Annotated in this window: 16 protein-coding genes; 4 read left to right on the top strand and 12 right to left on the bottom strand. The window is 53.7% G+C overall.

Annotated elements, in window-relative coordinates:
* Positions 1-10: 10 nt before the first annotated feature.
* A complete protein-coding gene (locus QWF21_RS03770; protein WP_330086705.1) occupies positions 11-1,741 on the top strand; it encodes a chloride channel protein in 1,731 nt (576 codons plus the stop codon).
* Positions 1,738-2,166 (top strand): CopD family protein, encoded by a 429-nt coding sequence (locus QWF21_RS03765; protein WP_330086704.1) that lies wholly within the window; start codon positions 1,738-1,740, stop codon positions 2,164-2,166. The genes QWF21_RS03770 and QWF21_RS03765 overlap by 4 nt, the downstream gene beginning before the upstream one ends.
* A gap of 2 nt (positions 2,167-2,168) precedes the next feature.
* Here the strand turns inward: QWF21_RS03765 and QWF21_RS03760 are convergent, their stop codons facing one another.
* The 8 genes from QWF21_RS03760 to QWF21_RS03725 are packed head-to-tail and all read right to left on the bottom strand — an operon-like array spanning position 2,169 to position 8,879.
* Entirely contained in the window at positions 2,169-3,686 is a 1,518-nt protein-coding gene (locus QWF21_RS03760) for a proton-conducting transporter transmembrane domain-containing protein (protein WP_330086703.1), read from the bottom strand.
* Entirely contained in the window at positions 3,679-5,178 is a 1,500-nt protein-coding gene (locus QWF21_RS03755; RefSeq protein WP_330086702.1) for a complex I subunit 5 family protein, read from the bottom strand. The genes QWF21_RS03760 and QWF21_RS03755 overlap by 8 nt, the downstream gene beginning before the upstream one ends.
* A 1-nt stretch (position 5,179) precedes the next feature.
* Positions 5,180-6,598, bottom strand: a complete 1,419-nt coding sequence (locus QWF21_RS03750) for a complex I subunit 5 family protein (protein WP_330086701.1) — start codon at positions 6,596-6,598, stop codon at positions 5,180-5,182.
* A complete protein-coding gene (locus tag QWF21_RS03745; protein ID WP_330086700.1) occupies positions 6,595-6,867 on the bottom strand; it encodes an NADH-quinone oxidoreductase subunit K in 273 nt (90 codons plus the stop codon). The genes QWF21_RS03750 and QWF21_RS03745 overlap by 4 nt, the downstream gene beginning before the upstream one ends.
* Complete coding sequence (locus tag QWF21_RS03740; RefSeq protein ID WP_330086699.1) at positions 6,864-7,799, bottom strand: hydrogenase subunit MbhD domain-containing protein; 936 nt, start codon at positions 7,797-7,799, stop codon at positions 6,864-6,866. Before QWF21_RS03740 ends, QWF21_RS03745 begins: the two co-directional genes overlap by 4 nt.
* Positions 7,796-8,095: a monovalent cation/H(+) antiporter subunit G gene (mnhG, locus tag QWF21_RS03735; RefSeq protein WP_330086698.1), complete on the bottom strand. Its 300-nt coding sequence runs from the start codon at positions 8,093-8,095 to the stop codon at positions 7,796-7,798. Before mnhG ends, QWF21_RS03740 begins: the two co-directional genes overlap by 4 nt.
* Positions 8,092-8,346, bottom strand: a complete 255-nt coding sequence (locus QWF21_RS03730; RefSeq protein WP_330086697.1) for a monovalent cation/H+ antiporter complex subunit F — start codon at positions 8,344-8,346, stop codon at positions 8,092-8,094. Before QWF21_RS03730 ends, mnhG begins: the two co-directional genes overlap by 4 nt.
* Complete coding sequence (locus tag QWF21_RS03725; protein ID WP_330086696.1) at positions 8,340-8,879, bottom strand: Na+/H+ antiporter subunit E; 540 nt, start codon at positions 8,877-8,879, stop codon at positions 8,340-8,342. The genes QWF21_RS03730 and QWF21_RS03725 overlap by 7 nt, the downstream gene beginning before the upstream one ends.
* A 231-nt stretch (positions 8,880-9,110) precedes the next feature.
* Between QWF21_RS03725 and QWF21_RS03720 the strand changes: the two genes are divergently transcribed.
* Positions 9,111-10,133, top strand: a complete 1,023-nt coding sequence (locus tag QWF21_RS03720) for an aspartate carbamoyltransferase (RefSeq protein ID WP_330086695.1) — start codon at positions 9,111-9,113, stop codon at positions 10,131-10,133.
* 16 nt (positions 10,134-10,149) lie between these two features.
* Positions 10,150-11,439, top strand: coding sequence for a glutamate-1-semialdehyde 2,1-aminomutase (gene hemL / locus QWF21_RS03715; protein ID WP_330086694.1), 1,290 nt, complete (start codon positions 10,150-10,152; stop codon positions 11,437-11,439).
* Here hemL and QWF21_RS03710 read toward each other — a convergent pair.
* The 4 genes from QWF21_RS03710 to mrcB all read right to left on the bottom strand — a co-directional run bounded on the left by QWF21_RS03710 (position 11,436) and on the right by mrcB (position 18,367).
* Entirely contained in the window at positions 11,436-13,517 is a 2,082-nt protein-coding gene (locus tag QWF21_RS03710) for a winged helix-turn-helix domain-containing protein (RefSeq protein WP_330086693.1), read from the bottom strand. The two genes, hemL and QWF21_RS03710, sit on opposite strands and share 4 nt — an antisense overlap.
* A 79-nt stretch (positions 13,518-13,596) precedes the next feature.
* Positions 13,597-13,875: a hypothetical protein gene (locus tag QWF21_RS03705; protein WP_330086692.1), complete on the bottom strand. Its 279-nt coding sequence runs from the start codon at positions 13,873-13,875 to the stop codon at positions 13,597-13,599.
* Between the two features lie 89 nt (positions 13,876-13,964).
* The gene (locus QWF21_RS03700; protein WP_330086691.1) at positions 13,965-16,142 is read right to left on the bottom strand and encodes a winged helix-turn-helix domain-containing protein; all 2,178 of its coding nucleotides are present in this window, start codon (positions 16,140-16,142) and stop codon (positions 13,965-13,967) included.
* A 122-nt stretch (positions 16,143-16,264) separates the two neighbouring features.
* On the bottom strand, positions 16,265-18,367 hold the full coding sequence (mrcB, locus tag QWF21_RS03695) for a penicillin-binding protein 1B (protein ID WP_330086690.1): 2,103 nt from the start codon (positions 18,365-18,367) through the stop codon (positions 16,265-16,267).
* Positions 18,368-18,392: the final 25 nt, after the last annotated feature.

The raw sequence follows: 18,392 nt of genomic DNA, 5'->3' as shown, positions 1-18,392 counted from the left end.
CCGCCTTACAATGAAACGATGGTCCCAGAGCCTGCAATGGCTGCACCAAACATTGCCTGGCTTGCGCAAACAACTTGCCCTGCCACAAACTTCGTTGCAACTCTGCCTGCTAGGAGCACTAGGGGGCTTACTGGCTGCAGTGCTGATTGTGTTATTTCGGCTGGCAATCATAGCACTGCAAAGTCTTTATCTGGATAAATTCGACGATTTCTCAACTGCAGCCCAGGAACTTCGCTGGCTATTGCCTTTTATCGGTGCTTTTTGTATCGGCCTGATTGCGTTACTCACTGGCTATAAGCATTATCGGCTGGGCATTCCATTTGTGATTCACCGTATGAAAACCATGTACGGCCTGATGCCATTTCGTAACACCTTTAATCAGTTTTTCGGCGGTGTGGCCGCTCTGGCCAGTGGTTTTTCCGTTGGACGGGAAGGCCCATCGGTACACCTTGGTGCTTATGGTGCCAGCTTTGTTGGCAAGAAATTAAAGCTGCCCTACAACAGCATTCGCACCCTGGTTGGTTGTGGTATTGCCGCTGGTATTGCCGCCTCGTTTAATACCCCGCTGGCCGCTGTGATCTTCGTAATGGAAGTAGTGCTCCGGGAATACCGTATCCATGTGTTTATCCCAGTTATGCTGGCCGCTGTAGTGGGTGCACTGATCACCCGGCAGGTCTTTGGCATGGAGCGCGAGCTGGCCATTTTACAAATCAGCACTCTGCCTGGCTGGCATTTCCCCTACCTCATCTTGTGTGGTGTGCTTATTGGTATGGTCGCTTTTGTGTTTAACACCAATATGATGCGTATTATCCGCTGGTTTAAAAACTGGCCCTTACCAGTCCGTTTATTACTGGCAGCAACTATCACAGCCGCCGTAGGCATGTTGATACCGCAAGCCATGGGTGCTGAAACCGGTGCCATTCAATACGCCGTGGAAGCACCAACCGATGTGCAACTGTTACTGGCGCTCTTTGTCGGCAAAATGATTTTAACCATTTTTGCCCTTGGTCTTGGCGTTCCTGGCGGTGTAGTTGGTCCTATCTTCGGTATCGGTATCGTCTTTGGCACTTTGCTGGCGCTGCTTCCCGGCCTACTGCATGGCCACAGTGATCATGCCGGTACCTATGCCGTGCTTGGGATGGCAGGTTTGATGGCGGCCTGCCTGCATGCCCCACTGGCAGCTTTGGTGGCTGTGATGGAGCTGGCTTCCAACCCGGATATTATCTTGCCTGCCATGCTGGTGATTGCGACTGCTTATGTCACCGGGGTGCAGTTCTGTCACACCAAATCGCTGTTTTTGATGCAGTTGGATTTCCTGCAATTGCCTTATAAAGTATCGCCGGCGGCTGATCTGCTGCAAAAAGTTGGCGTACTGGCGCAGCTTGATCATCGTTACCACTTGATGATTGAGGCCGATGAAGCAAGCACTCGCCAGCAACTGGATCGCTTAGCGGCCGATGAACTGCTGCTGCTTAAAAGCACGAAGGATGACGAACCTCAGTATCAATTGGCCAGTTACGATGTTAGCTTGTCACTGACAGGACAGGATGCTATCCACTATCTGCCGGTGCCGGTAGTTAGCCAGCAAGCCACCATGGCTGAAGTACACCACTTGCTGGAAGCAAGTCGTGAAGGGGCCGTTTGCGTTATCGACGATACCCGGCAACACCCAGAGCCTGTAGGTTTGGTACGCTGGGATCAGGTCCAAAGCTTATTGGTAAAACAGAATAACTTACTATGACATTACTACTGATTTATAAAGCGCTGCACCTGATTTTTATGGTGGCCTGGTTTGCCGGTATCTTTTACCTGCCGCGGCTTTTTGTCTACCATGCCGAAACCAACAACCCGGATATTCAGGCGCAATTCAAAGTGATGGAGCGTCGCTTGCTGTTTTTTGTGACGCCCTTTGCCATCCTGACGCTGGTGTTTGGTCTCTTACTGATCCAGGCTTACGGCATGGACTGGTTTCGTGCCAGCCGCTGGCTGCATTACAAGTTGCTGCTGGTGACCATCCTCTATGGCTACCATGGCTACTGCTTTAAATTGCTGGCCGATTTTAAAGCTGACCGGAATAACCGCACAGGTCGTTTTTACCGCTGGTTTAATGAAATGCCGGTGCTGATTTTGTTCGCCACCATCTTACTGGCGGTGCTAAAGCCTTAGATTCAGCTTAGTAACCAAAGCAGCAGCACCACGGCCAGCAAGGTGCTGCTGCCAAGCGGTAACAACGCGTGTTGGTTGAGCCAGCGGTTGGCACGACGCTCCTGCCGCCGCCACTTTGGCAGTTGCAGCCCAAACTCACGATTGCTTTTGGTCTGATAGCAGGATTTTAACCACAAAGACCAGCCCAGCGCCGGGCTAAGTGGATCCTGCCAGCCTGTTGGAAGCGGCCGGCCTTGTTTTAGCCAATACCCGTACAACAAAGCTGCCAATACGACTGGCCAAAGCGCAGCGAACAAAGCGCCAGGCTGTAGCGCCTGCCACCAGAGCGGCTGCAGCGCTGTCAGCCACCAGGGCATGCTCAGCGAAGCCAGCGCCAGTAGCAGCCAGCCAAGGCTGGCAGTGACCGGCAGTCTTGGATTTGCTGGCTGATGCTGCTGACGCAACAACACCAATAAATGCCAGGCCAACAAGGCCGTGCTAAACGCCCCCAAGATCAGTACAGCAGGCAGCAGCGGCCAATCCACAAAACTGCTCTGCCCGAGCCCTTCCTTTAAACCATACTTGACCGCAGCACCGGAGCTCAGTGGTAACGCAGTAAGGCTGACTAACGGCCATAGCAGCGCCAGCCAGTGCCAGCCCTGCAACCGGTAGCTGCTCACAGCCCCTGACGCCAGGAATAATGCCGATTTCAGCAAGGCATGATGACAGCCATACCACACCAGCAACCAGGCCGCCTGAACCTGGTAATCGGCCGGGCTACTCCAGTACAACACCAGTGCTAATAGTAAATAGCCCATCTGGCTGACCGAAGAATAGGCCAGTACCACCTTGGGTTTGCGATGCAGCAATGCCAGCCAGGCACCGAACAAAGCCGAACTAAAGCACAGCACCAGCAACCAGGGCAGCCAGTGCATTAACAGCGCATCACCAGCCGGAATAAACTGCCAGAGCCCAAACAAACCGGCTTTGATCATGGCGCCGGATAACACCGCACTGGCTGGTGCCGGTGCCGCCGGGTGCGCTTGTGGTAACCAGATATGCAGCGGGAAAAACCCGGCTTTCAAACCAAAACCCAGCAACAGCAGCGCCAGAGTGAGCGGTGTTAATGCAGCGGAGCTTAAGTCCGCTATCACCAAGGCCCCCCCGGCAGCATCCACCCGCAACAACAAAGCCGCAAACAGCAACAGCTCACCTAAGATAGCCAACTGCAGGTACAAACGTCCGGCGCGCCGGGCTGCACTTTGACCACTGTGGATCACCAGGCCATAAGCCGACAGACTCATCAGGGCAAAGCCGAGATAGAAACCCAGCACATCCTGCGCAAGTAACAGCAGCAGGTTGCCAGCCATGGCAAGACTAAAGCTGCTCCAGTACAGAGTTTTGCGCTTGCTGATGGTACTAAGGCTATACAGACCGGCACAGAGCCAAAGCAGCAAGGTAAAGCCAAACCAGAGTGCCACAGGCCCCTGCGGCATCGAAAAGTCGGCTCCAGGCCATAGCAAGGCTTGTAGCTCAGTCATAACTAAACTCCCGCTCCACAATCAGCTTGCTCCAGCTGAGCGGGCTAATCTCAGTACCTGCGAGCAGTCCCATCAGCACAATCAACAATGCCGTGACCACAGGTGGCAACAGCAGCATCCAGTGAGTTTCAAAACGCTTTGACAGCGGCTTCGGAGCTGGAAAGTTGCCGGTAGGAAGGCACCAGATGCGATAAATCAGCGGCAGAAAATACATCGCATTGAGCGCACTGGAGGTCAGCAGCACCAACAGTACCAGCGGATACCCCGCCTCCAACGCGCCGCTGGCCAGATACCACTTGCTGATCATGCCAGCGGTTGCCGGTAGCCCTATCATACCGCAGGCCCCCAGCGTAAAAGCCATGCTGCTAAGCGGCATGCGCCGCCCTACGCCATTTAGCTCACGAATTTTATGAATGCCCAAAGTTTCGGCAAAGTTACCGGCACAGAAAAACAGTGTGATTTTCATCACGCCCTGATGCACCAGATGCACCAGGCCGCCCACAGCCGCTACCGGCCCGAGCATCGCCACACCCAGCGTGACATAAGACACCTGACTGACGGTCGAGTACGCCAACCGACGCTTGAGATCCTGCTGCTGCAAAGCGCGCCAGGAGCCATATAAAATAGTGGCAGAGGCCAGCAACACCAGTGGCCAGGTTAGATCCAGCTGCTGCATCACCTCGACGCCAAAGACATCGTACACCACCCGCACAATGCCAAAAGCACCGGCCTTGACCACAGCGACCGCATGCAGCAGGGCACTGACCGGCGCAGGTGCTACCATGGCCTCAGGCAGCCAGCCATGCAAGGGCAACAAGGCTGCTTTTACCCCAAGCCCAGTGATCAGCAACACAAAGGCCAGCATCAACAAGCCACTGTGCTCAGCCAGTAAAGGGCTTAAATACCCCCCAGGCATAAATACCGGGCTACCAGTCAGGCTATGCAATAATGCAGCCCCCAGCATCAGCACCACGCCACCACTGATGGTGTAGGCCAGGTAACGCCTGCCAGCTCGAAGCGACGCTACCGTGCCGCGATGCACCACCAACGGGAAGGTGGCCAAGGTCAGTAGCTCGTAAAACAGCACAAAACTGATCAGATTGCCCGACAACGCCAGCCCGACGGTAGCACTGACGCACAAACTAAAGTAACCAAAGAAACGCGAACGCAGTGGTGAACCTTCCAGGTAACCAATGGCATACAAGGTCGTCACCAGCCAAAGCACCGAGGACAAGAGCACAAACTGCAGCGATAATGCATCGCCATGCAGGATAAAAGATCCACCGGGTAAAAACGGCAACTCAAAGTAATAATCTTCGCCGGCTTTGACCCCTTGCCACATCCAGGCCACCAACAGCAGTTTCACCAGCACACCGCCCAGGTTCAGCGCGGTGCGCAGGGCAAAACGATGCTCCGCCAGGCTAAAAATCAATAGGCCTGGCAACAACGAGCTCAGCACAATCAACAGCGGCAACCAGCTATTCCAGTCCATCTCAGCCTCCCAGCCAGCTCAGCAGTGACCCACTGGCAAAAGCCAGCATCCAGACCAGCAAGGCAGGCAACAGTGCCAACCACTGCGGCAACAAGGCAGGGGCAAAATCTGGACTGACCGGCCTGGCCCGGTTAAAAGCCAGCACCACCAAACGAAAGATATAAGCCGCAGAAAGCAAGGTACCGGCCAGAATAACCGGCAACAGCCACCACAATTGGCTGTGGTGCCATAGCGGCAGCAGCATGTGCCATTTCGCCACAAAGCCACCACTTGGTGGCAGACCAATCAGACTACCGCCCGCCACCGCCACGGCAAACATGGCCAACGGCATGGTCTGGCTCGCACCGCGGAAGGTGCTAAGCCGTTTACCACCCAACCGCAGCTGCATTTCCCCCACAGCCAAGAAGGTGGATGTTTTGGCCAGGGCATGCGCCAGTACAAAGAGAAAGAGTGCCTGGGTAAAGGCCGGATCGTTAAGCTGCAGTATCAAGCCAAGTGCCAGCAAACCATAGCCCAACTGGGCCACGGTCGAATAAGCCACCATCACCTTGGCGTAAGGGGTCCGAAGCGCCGACCAACCACCGGCCAACAGTGCCATACTGCCAGTGAGCAGGAACAGCCAGCTGCCAGTGACAGCCAGCTCAGGGCCGGCCAACTGACTCCAGATCATATAGAGCATAAAGAGCGGCCCTTTCACCACCAGCGCCGACAACAACGCACTGACCGGAGCCGGAGCAGCCGCATGGGCGTCGGGTAGCCAGATATGCAGAGGCCATAGCGCTGCTTTGAGCATCAGGCCTGCCGTGATCAACCAGAGCGCCAGCCGATGATCGACCGGCTGCTCGCTGATTGCAACAGCAAGTTGCGGTACATCCAACCAGCCATAGTGACCATAGAGCAGGGCAACGCCGAGTAAATAGCATAGTGAGGCAGCCAGCGACAACAGCAGATAGCGCATGGCGGCTTGCAACGCCTTTTTGCCACTGAGTAACACCAGAGCCACGGCCGCCAGCCCAAGCAACTCCAGTGTGACATACCAGTTAAACAAATCGACCGACAAGAACAAGGACGATAACGCCGCCTGCAACAAGGCAGACAACGGCCAGAAATCGGCCGATAAGCCAGCATCGCGCCACTGACTTAGGCTGTAACTGGCGACCAGGCTATGGATCAGCGCCGTCATCAACAACAGCAGCGCCGAGAGTTCATTCAACTGCCAGCGAATGGCAAGGCCCGTCTGCCAGCCACCCAGCTGCATTGTAGCAGGTCCTGCAGTCACCACCTGCCACAGAGCGGCAGCTGCCAACAACAAACTAAGCAAGCCACTTAGCCAAACCAGCCCAGCGGCCTGACGACGCCAGCACAAGGCCAGTACAGCCGCAAGCAATGGCAGTAACACAGCCGCCAGCGCGAAGCTCATGCTGACTCCGACAACGTTCGGGCCACCAGGGCCAGGGCAAAAGCGGTAGCACTCACAGCCACCACCAGTCCGGTCAGTACCAGCGCATGCAAGACGCCATCCGCCGGCTCGGTGCGGGCAGACAGCGTCACCATGACCAGAAAAACGGCGGCGCCCATCAGGTTCAGCGCAATAATCCGCCTTAGCAATTCAGGACCACGAATCAGGCCATAGCAACCAATGCCCCAGAGCGCTGCCGCTATCAACAGATACCAATGCACCAGACTCATGCGGTCAACTCCTTCCGCTCACCGACCACCAACAAGGTCAGGGTCAGGCCAATAGCCAGGGTGGCACACAGTTCAATCAGCAAAATCAGTCCTTTGGCGAGTGGCAGTGGCCAACGCAGCCACTGCACTGCTTGCTCTGGCTGCCAATTCAGCCACACACTGAGCAAGCCAGCCAGCAAAAACGCCAGTACACCAGCTAAAATCAAGGCCCGCACCCACCACATATCGAAACGAAGCGCCGGCAGTTGACCATTTAGCCGCAGCACTACCAGCGCAGCGGCCAGCAAAGCACCGGCCTGAAAAGCGCCACCAGGCGCAGTGGCGCCACGCCAGAGCACAAAAAAAGCCACCAGCACCAACAACGGTAACAGGCGAATACTCCACTGTCTGGCTAAAGGCCAGTGCTGCAATGCGGCCGGCTCTGGCGCTGCCACTAAGCGGCTGCCAAGCAATGCCAACAGCAACACCAGCAATTCCAGTAAGGTATCCCAGGCGCGAAAGTTCAGCAGCACCGCCGTAACCAGATGCTCGGTACCACTGCTACCCAACTGCTCCAGCGCTGCCGGCAACTGACTGTGTGCTGGTTGCAGCGGCAGTTGCCACAGGGTCCAGCCAAGCACTGCGCTCATCGCTATACACAGCACCAAAGCAGGTAGTCGCTCCATCCTGCTGATGCGTACCGGTGGTGTGATTGATTTTGGCTGCCTCGCTAAGGCTGAAAACAACAAAGCACCGGTCAGGCCAGCGCCTATGGCCGCCTCTGCCAGTGCCAAATCGGCGGCTCCCAATCGGGCCCAGGCCAGAGCCAGCATCAAACCAAACACCACATAAAGCATGACCGCCGCAGCCAACTGCCGGGCCAGTATCGTCGCCAGCGCCAACACCAGCAGCAAGACACCAAGCAAAGCATCGAACCAGAAATCACCGCTCATTCTGCCGGCTCCTCTTGGTCCGTTGTCTGCTCTCGGCCATACTGACCAAGCAACTGACAGGAAATGGTGCCAGATAGCATCACCAGCCCCCAGATCAGCAGCATCAATAAAAATCGTTGCCAATCTTGCTGCAGCACACCAAGACCAAGCACGATAAAACCCAGCCCCAGCGTATCGGCTTTCGTCACCGCATGCAGCCGACAAAAAACATCCGGAAAACGCAGTACCCCAAGGCTACCTGCCAGAAAAAACAGCAACCCCAGGATCAACAACACAGCACCCAGCCAGGCCATCATTTGCGCTGCTCCTGCTTTAACCGCTGCACAAAAGCAGCTGGCACCACAGCAGCCAGTAACGCAATGATCAAAGCCACCTCCAGCAAGGCAGGCTGTGCCAACGCTTGAGATAACAACAGTAAAATGGCCACCCCTCCGCTGCCCAACAACTGAATGGCCAAAAGACGATTGACCAGATCAGGTCCGCGCCAGACACGCCACAGTCCCAATAGCACCGTCAGTAAAATCGCAGCAGCCATTGCCATCAACATAGTGGTTGCTCCGCAGCCAGCAACAGGCTTAACCGCTGCTCCAACCTGGCAACGCTCTGCTGCCAGTCATTATTGTCAGTTAACAGATGCAACTCCAGCCAGGCAGTCTCCACCCTGCTCTCACCGGACAAACAACTGCGGCAGACAGTGGTTCCGGGCAATAAACTAATCAGGCATGCCAGCATCCGCTGGGAACTTGTTTGTTGCAGGCGAACGGGATAACGCTGCCAATTAGGTGTAATAGCTGATATAGGTTGTAGTGCACGCCAGGCAACATCAAAGCCACCCCGCCACATTTCTATCAGAAAATAGCCGGTAAAAGCTGGCAGATGACGCCATCGTAATCGGAGTAAAGGGGCGGGCCAGCGCTCCGATAACCAAAGCAGCAGTGGCAATATCATGGCAAAAAACCACCAACCTTCACCGCCGCCTAACACAAACCAGAGCAATGCATAGAGCACAGCACGGCACGCCAGACGCTGTAGGCGACTGGCCAAGGCGGAACTTGCTGGCTGTGCTGATGCTGGCTGCATAACGGTCCTTAAAACGATTGCTTTAGCTTTACTGTTTGAAATAAAAAACAAAACATCATTTATACTATGGGCAAACCCTTAAAAATTCAAACCACCCACACCAAAGTGACTGCAACTGCATTCGCCTTTCCCCCATGCTATGACGTATAATCTGCAGCCAGCAGCAGACTGTCCGGCAAACCTGCATTGCCGCAGTCACCCTTCAACCCGTCAAGTCACAGGCAGCAGCATATGAGCTTTAAAGGCCAGCATATTCTTTCCGTCAGTCAGTTTGACCGCGATCGCATTCAACAGGTGTTTCAGGTAGCCCGTGGCATGGAGCCCTATGCCAGCCGGAAAAAGCGTACCAAGGTGCTGGACGGTGCTATTTTGGGCAATTTATTTTTTGAACCCAGCACCCGGACCCGGGTTAGTTTTGGCTGTGCTTTTAATTTGCTGGGTGGTGAAGTGCGGGAAACCACCGGCATGGAAAGCTCGGCATTGGCCAAAGGCGAGTCACTGTATGATACCGCCCGGGTGCTTAGCAGCTACAGCGATGTGATTGCGATGCGTCACCCGCAGTCCGGCTCGGTGGCTGAATTTGCCGAAGGCAGCCGTGTGCCGGTGTTAAATGGTGGCGATGGTGCCAATGAGCACCCAACCCAGGCCCTGCTCGACCTCTTTACCATCGAAAAAGAACTGGCCGCCAGTGGCCAGAGCATTGATGGCATGCACATTGCGATGGTGGGCGATCTCAAATTTGGCCGCACCGTGCACTCACTGGCCAAACTATTGTGCCTGTACAAAAACATTCGTTTCACCTTGATTTCCCCGACCGAGCTGGCGATGCCTGATAGCGTGGTTAGTGCCATCGAAAATGCTGGTCACAGCATTGAATTCAGCGATGCACTGGAAGGCAAGCTGGCCGCCGATATTGTCTACCAAACCCGGGTGCAGGAAGAGCGCTTTGCCAGCAAAGACGAAGCCAATTTGTACCGTGGCAAGTTCCGGCTGAATCAGGATATTTACACCAGGCATTGCAAATCCAACACCGTCATTATGCATCCGCTGCCACGCGACTCGCGGCTGGATGCCAATGAGCTTGATAACGATCTGAATCTGAACCCTAATCTGGCCATTTTCCGCCAGGCCGATAATGGCGTGGTGATCCGGATGGCGCTTTTTGCCTTAACACTCGGTGTTGAACACATGGTTAGCAAGTACGAGTGCGATGTACCCTGGTACAGCAACAAATCCTCCCTTTCTCCGCTTTAATGTCCAAGGACCCAGCATGAACAACTCAAAGCAATTGTTTGAACGCGCCCAACACACCATTCCCGGCGGTGTTAACTCACCGGTACGGGCTTTTAAAAGTGTGGGCGGCACCCCGGTTTTTATTGAAAAAGCCGATGGTCCCTATATTTTTGATGTCGATGGCAAACGTTACATCGATTACATTGGCTCCTGGGGCCCAATGTTACTAGGCCACAATCACCCGGCCATTCGCCAGGCAGTGCAGCAGGCGGCTGAAAATGGTTTAAGCTTCGGCGCGCCCTGTCCGGCAGAAGTCGACATGGCCGAGCTGGTCAGTCAATTAGTGCCCAGCATGGAGATGGTCCGTTTTGTCAGCTCTGGCACCGAAGCCACCATGAGCGCCATCCGACTGGCACGTGGCTATACCGGCCGCGATACCATTTTAAAATTTGAAGGCTGCTACCACGGCCATGCCGACTCCTTGCTGGTCAAAGCCGGCTCTGGCGCTTTGACGCTGGGGGTACCCAACTCACCCGGTGTTCCTGCCGACTTTGCCAAATATACCCTCACCGCTGAGTTTAATAATTTACCGCAGCTTGAAGCCATTTTTGCCGAGCGTGGACAAGACATCGCCTGCATCATCGTCGAGCCGGTGGCAGGCAATATGAACTGCATTCCACCAGCACCAGGCTTTTTAGAAGGCTTAAGAGCGCTGTGCGATCAGTACGGCAGCGTGCTGATTTTTGATGAAGTCATGACGGGCTTCCGGGTAGCCTTAGGGGGGGCTCAGGCGGTGTATGGCGTGCAACCGGATTTAACTACTTTAGGTAAAATCATCGGTGGCGGCATGCCCGTGGGTGCTTTTGGCGGCAAGCGCGCCATTATGCAACACATAGCACCAACCGGGCCGGTGTATCAAGCGGGGACTTTATCGGGTAACCCGCTGGCCATGGCTGCCGGTTTGGCTGCCCTTAACGCCATCCGCCAGCCGGGGGTGTATGAAGCGTTGACGGAGAAAACCAGCCAGTTGATCGCCGGTATCAAGGCCGCCGCCGACAAACATGGCGTGCCCTTGGCGACCACTCAGGTTGGCGGCATGTTTGGCCTGTTTTTTACCAAAGAGCAAGCCATCAGTAATTTCGCTCAGGCCACCCAGTGCAATATCGAAGCGTTCAAGCAGTTCTTTCATCTGATGCTGAACGAAGGTGTTTACCTGGCACCTTCAGCCTATGAGGCAGGCTTCTTATCACTGGCGCACAGCGAGGCCGATCTGGCCGCGACCATAGCTGCAGCCGATCGCAGCTTTGCCAAACTAGCAGCGAGCTAAGGCGCTCGCTCTGGCAGCAAGCGGACAATATCGCTGTCTTGCTGCCGGTTTTGTTGCAAAAGCCAGTTTCGTCCAGACTTATCGCTATAGATGGCGGTAGGGTTTTGCGCTGCTGGCAATAAGAATTGCTCCAACTGCCCATGCCAGTGCCAAACAACCAAAAGCATCCTGGAGCTATCCAGCCAGGCAATGCCCTGGTCATTGGTTAACCAAAGGCCTGCCTGGCTGATATCGACCGGAAAACCTGGCAGTTCAAGTGACCTCAGCCCCCCCTCTTGATGCCATAACTGCAACAAAGGTGAGCTGTCCCGCCGTAACACCAGCCCATCCTCAGCGCAGCGCACATCAATGACATCATCCAACAGGTGCTCTACACTGTTTGAAGCCATGCGGTACAGTTGCCACCCCTGTTCACCAAACTCTGTCCAGTACAGCTGTTGCCTGCAGACTTCAATCTGAGCCGGCTTAATTCCATGAGGCAATAAGGTATGCAAATTGCCAGTTGTAACATCAACCTGGAACAATTGATTATTGATGAGAGCCAACAACTGCTGACGATACCAAAGTAACTGCTGAACTTGTTGAGCTTCGGTAAGTTGGGTTAGCTGTTGGAGCTGCTGACGTCTGGCCAGCCAGATTTGCTCATGGCCAGAGCGTTTCGACACAAAAGCAGTTTGTTGCTCGGAAATTGCAGCCAAGCGCTCACTTCGATTGGAAGCAAACCAACGTTGCAGCGACAAATCTGTATCACCAACCGCTAGTTGCCATAAGTCACTAACTGGCTCAGCACCTGCCACTGCCAGGACCTGCTCATTCGCAAAAACAACATCCGTCAAATCGGCAGACAAAGGTCCCAAGGAATCACCAGGTTTGCCACTGGCTGCGACTTTCTGCAAAGGCTGCTGCGGCAAGCCTAACCAAAGCTGTCTTTGATCTTTAAAGAGTTCAGTGAATACTTGCGGGTAATGCGCCAGTACAACCCAACTGCCATCATCTGGCTGGATCTGGATTAATTTTGTCTGCGAAAAACTCACCTGTACCAAAGCATACAAATACTGCTGATGCCGCACCAACCGATGAACTTGCAAGGCCTTGATAGGCTCTGACAATACGGCCTCTTTCGTATAACGGGCCTGTGCAGTATCCCGGCTACGCCACAGCTGGAATTGCGCCTGATGCCCTGGTTGAAGATCCAGCCAGTACAAGACGTTATCCACCACAGCTAAACCATGACGGATCCAGCGTTCACAGGGCATAAACCCGTCAGGCTCTCCAAAGTCAGGAAAGACCTGTTGTTGATAAATAACACACTTTGCATCCGTCACTGCACTGAAAAAAATACTGTCGTTGCGCCAAGCTGCTTTTCCTAAGGCATTATAACTGTATGGTGAATAAAGCAGACTGCTGCGCTGCTCAGACTGAATCACCCAGCGCCAATTCTTCTGATCAACAGGCTGATGCTGGTACAACAAAAAACTGTGCTGTGGATGCCATTTTGGCAGTTGCTCGCGTCCATTCAATGCACTTACTGGCTCTAAGCGGGTATACACTGTCTGGCCAGCCCCAAGCGTCAAGTAAGTGAGGCCATACGCGATTATGCCGCAACTCAGCAGCAAGGAGAGCACCGCAACCAACAGAAAATTACGATGGCGCGGCCGGCCTGCTTCTGCAAATCTATCGTCGTTCGAGTAGATAGTGTCCAGCCGATACCCCGCACCAGAGCGCCTCGCCCGCGAGCTGGTCAGCGGCTCCACATCAGCCAACCAACAATAGCCTTTTTTGGGAATGGTAGAAATAAACTGTGGTGACTGGGTGGTATCTGCCAACTCTTTACGCAAAGCACCCACAGCCCGCATCACTGCAGCATCGGTGCCTTCACCGGCGGGCCAGACATCAGCGATCAACTGGTTTTTGGATAACAACTGGCCAGGATGCAGTAAAAAATAATTCAGCAGCTTTTGCAGCCGAGGCTCCAGCGTGATGGCTTCTGATTCATCCGCAGCCGCAAGCCAAAGCTTGCCAAGAGTGGCGCGGTAGTGCCAGGGTCCAAATTGAACCAGCGGTTCCAGATTTGACAAAACTATCCGTCCTTACGCATGGGTATGGACGGATTATAACGGAAACCGGCAAAATTTCAGGTACCTAATTGTTACAGAGTTATGCAACAGCGGCAGATCCGGCAGGCTGATCAGGATCTTTGCACACTGGGAACCACAAGCAAGCATAGAGTGAGTCTTGATCAAACTCATTCACAGCAGGCTCTTCCAACTGAACAGGCTGCTTATAATCAGGATCTTTGCAGACAGGGAACCACAAACATGCAAGCATTGTATCTGCTTCAGGTTGTGCAAACTTAACCAGATCAATATGACTGGCGATAGTAGAAGTACCTAGGATGACAGTAGCGGCAGCAATAGTAGTTAATAGGTGTTTCATGGGTAAGCCCTCAGTAGTAATTGATGATCCAACACCTTCAGGCTGACAGAAAAAACATGAAATAACTCGATGAAATTCTTATAAAAAACCTATAAATTTTGCTGCTTTACAGAAATTTCGGCAATATCCGTGTCTCCTCCCGCCATGGATGGCACATAAAAGTAACGGCCATCGGCACTTAAACTAAATTGATCAAAATACAGTGTGTCTACAGTTGTTGCTGGCTGTATTTCAGTATTGGAGAAATCCAGGTAATACAACTGATATTTGTTGTCCTCCAGATAACTGGAGAAATAAAGCCCCTGATTGGTAATAATAAAGCGCAGCGGTAATCGCCCTGGTTCGGCTAACTCCAGCTTTATTGCCGGCTCAGCATCTACTGCCAGAAAATAACCATGATCCACACTGTTACGCCAGAACTGATAACGTCCATTTGGGCTTTCCAGATAGAGTTCACGCTCTGGGTGAAAGAGTTGTACCGGAAGCGAGGCATTCAGATCGGCTTGCATCATTTGCCATTGCCCTTGCCTTGCCACCGCAAAAAAAACGTGCTGGCCATCCCTGCTCCAACTGGGGTTAGCAATGGTATCAAAGCCTTTCGTTGGTATACGTCGGGGTTCAGCTCCTTCAGCAAGTATCCATAACTGCTGGCTAATCAAGGCCAACAGGTTACGCCCGTCGGGTGAAAAACGTAAATCACTGAAACGTTCATTTTCGGTAAAGTGCGTCAGTTGCTCCTGACTACCATCGGCTTTAAATAACCAGACCTGGGATACACCAGAGCGACGTGACACCACAGCCACTGGACCATCCTGTAAAGGGCTGGCCTCGGCAAAGGATTCGCTACGGTTGGAGCTAAAAACAATTTGACGACTTTGCTCCGCTTGGGGGCGAATAACTTCATTAGGCACTTTGACAATATTTAGCTGCGAAAAAGCACCGACGCTTGCCAGTAGCCTGCCTGAAGCACTGATTTGAAGTTCGCGTGCATTATTATCGGTATAGGCCAGCAAACGGGTCTGGCCAGTCGCAACATCCACAGCCCCTAACGAAGCCCGTCCGGTTGGATAAATAATCTCCTGATCGTTTAAACTCCAATCTATGTTGCCTGGCAAAAAATCCTGCAAGCGAACCAACATTCGGGTAGAGCGGCTGGATAAATCCAATACCCAGAGCTCAGCCGAGCCGGAGGCATAGCGCAAAAACGCCAACCGGCTACCATCACGTGAAAAGCGTGCCGCGTAATCACCAAAACCAGAAGCGGGCGGTGCTGTTAATATCTGGGGCTGCCCCCCCTGCACCGGGTACAACACCAGTGCCATCTGTCCCTGCCCTTCTTCTCTGGATGGGTACACCAGAAAGCGGCCATCGGGGGACCAGCTCAGCCGTGCTGAGATAGATTGAGCTCCACATCGGGTGAGCAACTCATCGGCAAGGACCTGATCACGTCCGGCAGTTAAGGTGAGTAAGCGAATTTCACATAAACGGCCGGATAACACTCTTTGATAAGCCAACTGCATCCCATCCGGGCTCCAGGCAGCGCCAAAGCTACTGTATGGTGCATCGGTTAAAGTGGTAACCTGATGATTTTGTAAGTTCTGTATTTTTAGCTTCACTACATTATCGCTTGGACTACTGGCATAACTAAAAGCCAACAGCTTTTCATCCGGAGAAATGCTGTGATAAAACTCAATGCCATCAAGAAAAGTCACCGGCTCGTAGCGCCATAACGGTGTTGCCGCCAGTTCATCATGCTCTGGATTGCTTGCCCACCAAAAATAGCCTGCCAGCAACAACGGCAATAAGATAAAACCAGCAAGATAGATGCGCGCCCGCCAGGCTGCGTAGGTGTTTGTCGGCGGTGATGCCTGTTGTGCAGCGGGCCTGGCTGCTGCATGGCTGCTTATTAATGGCTCTGCAGAGACTTGTTCAATAGCTGCCACCAATCGATAACCACGCTTAGGCACAGTTTCGATGTAGGTTGGTGTGCGGCTATCATCACCCAATGCCACGCGTAAAACCCGAATCACCCGGGTAATGCGACCATCCGATACTGCCCGAATACCCCAGACCTTTTCCAGTAGCTCGTCCTTGCTGACCAGTTCACCGGCATGCACCATCAGATAATTCATCACATTCTGACAAAGATTATCCAGTTCGGCTGTTTCCAGTAACTGACCAGTGGCATCCAGTTTCACCAGTTTATCGCGCTCTGGTAAGTACCACCAGTCGCCAACTTTCATTCGATGTTCTGGTTTTATTGACATGGTCGGTTCACAAACTCTCTGCTGCTAACGTCAAAGTTGAAGCAACATTATCAGCTGAAAACTCTAAGAATAACAAGTATCTTACACAATCAGTATCATCACGGCCTCCAGCCCCTTGTAAATCAGGGGCTCGCAGCCTTCTGCAAGCGATAAAAGTGCCGGGTGAGCTGCAAAGCCCCGGAACCTCCTGTCAAACCAGTAGAGATATTATCATCCCGCCCCAGCCATACTGTGATCACATTAGCGTCATCCATAGCCACAAACCAGCTATCACGGTAATCACTGGAAGTACCGGTTTTCCCGGCCAGATGCGGAAAATGTTGCCCCAACGAGCGGGCGGTCCCCCGTTGCACGCTTTGCTGCATCGCATCGTACAGTAACGAGGTAGCCTCTTCACTGTAGCGCCTGATCGGTGCTGGCTGGTGTTGATACAACACAGTGCCTTGCTGGTCGGTTACCACCGCAATACTGGCCAACGTTTGATGTACGCCATGATTGGCCAGTGTTTGATAAAGTTGTGTGACTTCCAGCGGCGATAGCTCAATGGCGCCTAGCAGAGCCGCCGGGTGCAAGGTAATACGGCGCTGCAGGCCCAGCCTGCTAAGGGCAGCCGCGACTTGCGGCATGCCAAGTTGCAGACCCAACCGTACCATGGGCACATTGTAGGAGTACACCAGGGTATCCAGTAAGGTCACTTCACCACGAAACGTCTGATCAAAGTTCTGTGGCTGCCAATCCTGTTGATTGCTGCGCAGTTGAATGGGCGCATCCAGCAAAGTAGTCTGTAAATCAAAACGCTCCGGCTGCGCCAGGGCTTCGATCGCAATCACCGGCTTAATCAGGCTGCCGATTTGCCGTCTGGCATCAAGCGCTCTGTTGTAACCGGCGTAGCGCGGATCGCGCCCTCCCACCATGGCTGTTAAGCCTCCTTGCTGGTAATTTGCCAGCACCACCGCCGTTTCAATGGCAGGATCCAATCCCTGCATCCTGCTGGCAACCGCTTGTTCTGCCTGTTGCTGCAGCACAGGGTCAAAATACGTGAAGATCCGCAAACCACTTTGTTGCAGGGTTTTATCCTGCAACTGACTGCGAAGCTCCTGCCGCACCTTCGCTAAGTAAGCAGGATAACGATCCGACTGGTGCTGACCGCGGGCTACTAAAGCTATCGGCTCTTCCAAAGCCTCACGATAGGCTTGCTGATCCAGCATATGCTGTTCGAACATCAACCGCAGCACCAGATCGCGCCTCCGCTGTGCCCGCTCCGGATTGCGCCTGGGATCGTAAAAAGACGGCCCTTTGATCAAACCAACCAGGAGTGCGGTTTCGGCCGCTGTCAGTTCATTCAGCGGTTTGGCAAAATAAAAGCGACTGCCCAGACCAAAGCCATGCACCGGATGGGCAAAGTTCTGCCCGATGTACACTTCGTTGATGTAGGCTTCTAAGATCTCATCTTTACTGAAACGCAGCTCCAGAATCAGTGCCATCAGGGCTTCATTGATTTTGCGCCATAAGGTTCTGTCCTGGGTCAGGTACATGTTCTTCGCCAACTGCTGGGTTAAGGTGGAGCCGCCCTGCACCGTACGCCCAGCCGTCAGATTTACCAAAAAAGCACGCAGAATAGCCAGTGGAGCCACACCGCGATGGCGGTAAAAATCACGATCTTCCACCAGCAGCAGCGTATCACGCAACAAAGGTGAGACTTGCTCCAGCCGCAGTAGCTCACGATCTTCCTGCTGTGCAGAAATCAGGTGCTCAATCAACGGGGCTTCCAACCGGGCTATGCCAGGCGCTGCTGCATTTGCCGGGCTCGACCACTGAATACGCTCGATCCGCTGCTGGCGGAACTGCACCACAAAGCGCTCGGCTGGCGCATAGCCATCGGCGAAATAAAATTCACGCCGGTAAATATCCACCGCTTGATTGGCTAGGCGGAACTGGCCCGGGCCAGTGATTTCTGACACCCGACGGTACTGCAGTAGCTCCAGCTCCTGTACCAGAGCACCCAGGGTCAGTGGCTGTCCTTGCTGCAGTTGCAGGCTGCGGCCAAATACCTGGGCCGGTACCTGCCACTTCTGGCCCTGGAAACTTTGGGTTACTTTGCTGTCCAGATACAGCAAGTAAATAGCTGCTACGGCAAGCAGGGCCAGGCCCAGCTTTAACAAGGTCCAGCCCAGATAGCGCAGCATCTTTGCTGGCGGTGGTAACTTCTGCTTCAGAGCATTCATTTTTTGGCTGCTAGCTTTTTGGGAA

Source organism: Alkalimonas mucilaginosa (genome assembly GCF_036327005.1).
In the GTDB taxonomy this organism is placed as follows: domain Bacteria; phylum Pseudomonadota; class Gammaproteobacteria; order Enterobacterales; family Alteromonadaceae; genus Alkalimonas; species Alkalimonas mucilaginosa.
This window is presented reverse-complemented; position numbering and strand designations above follow the sequence as displayed.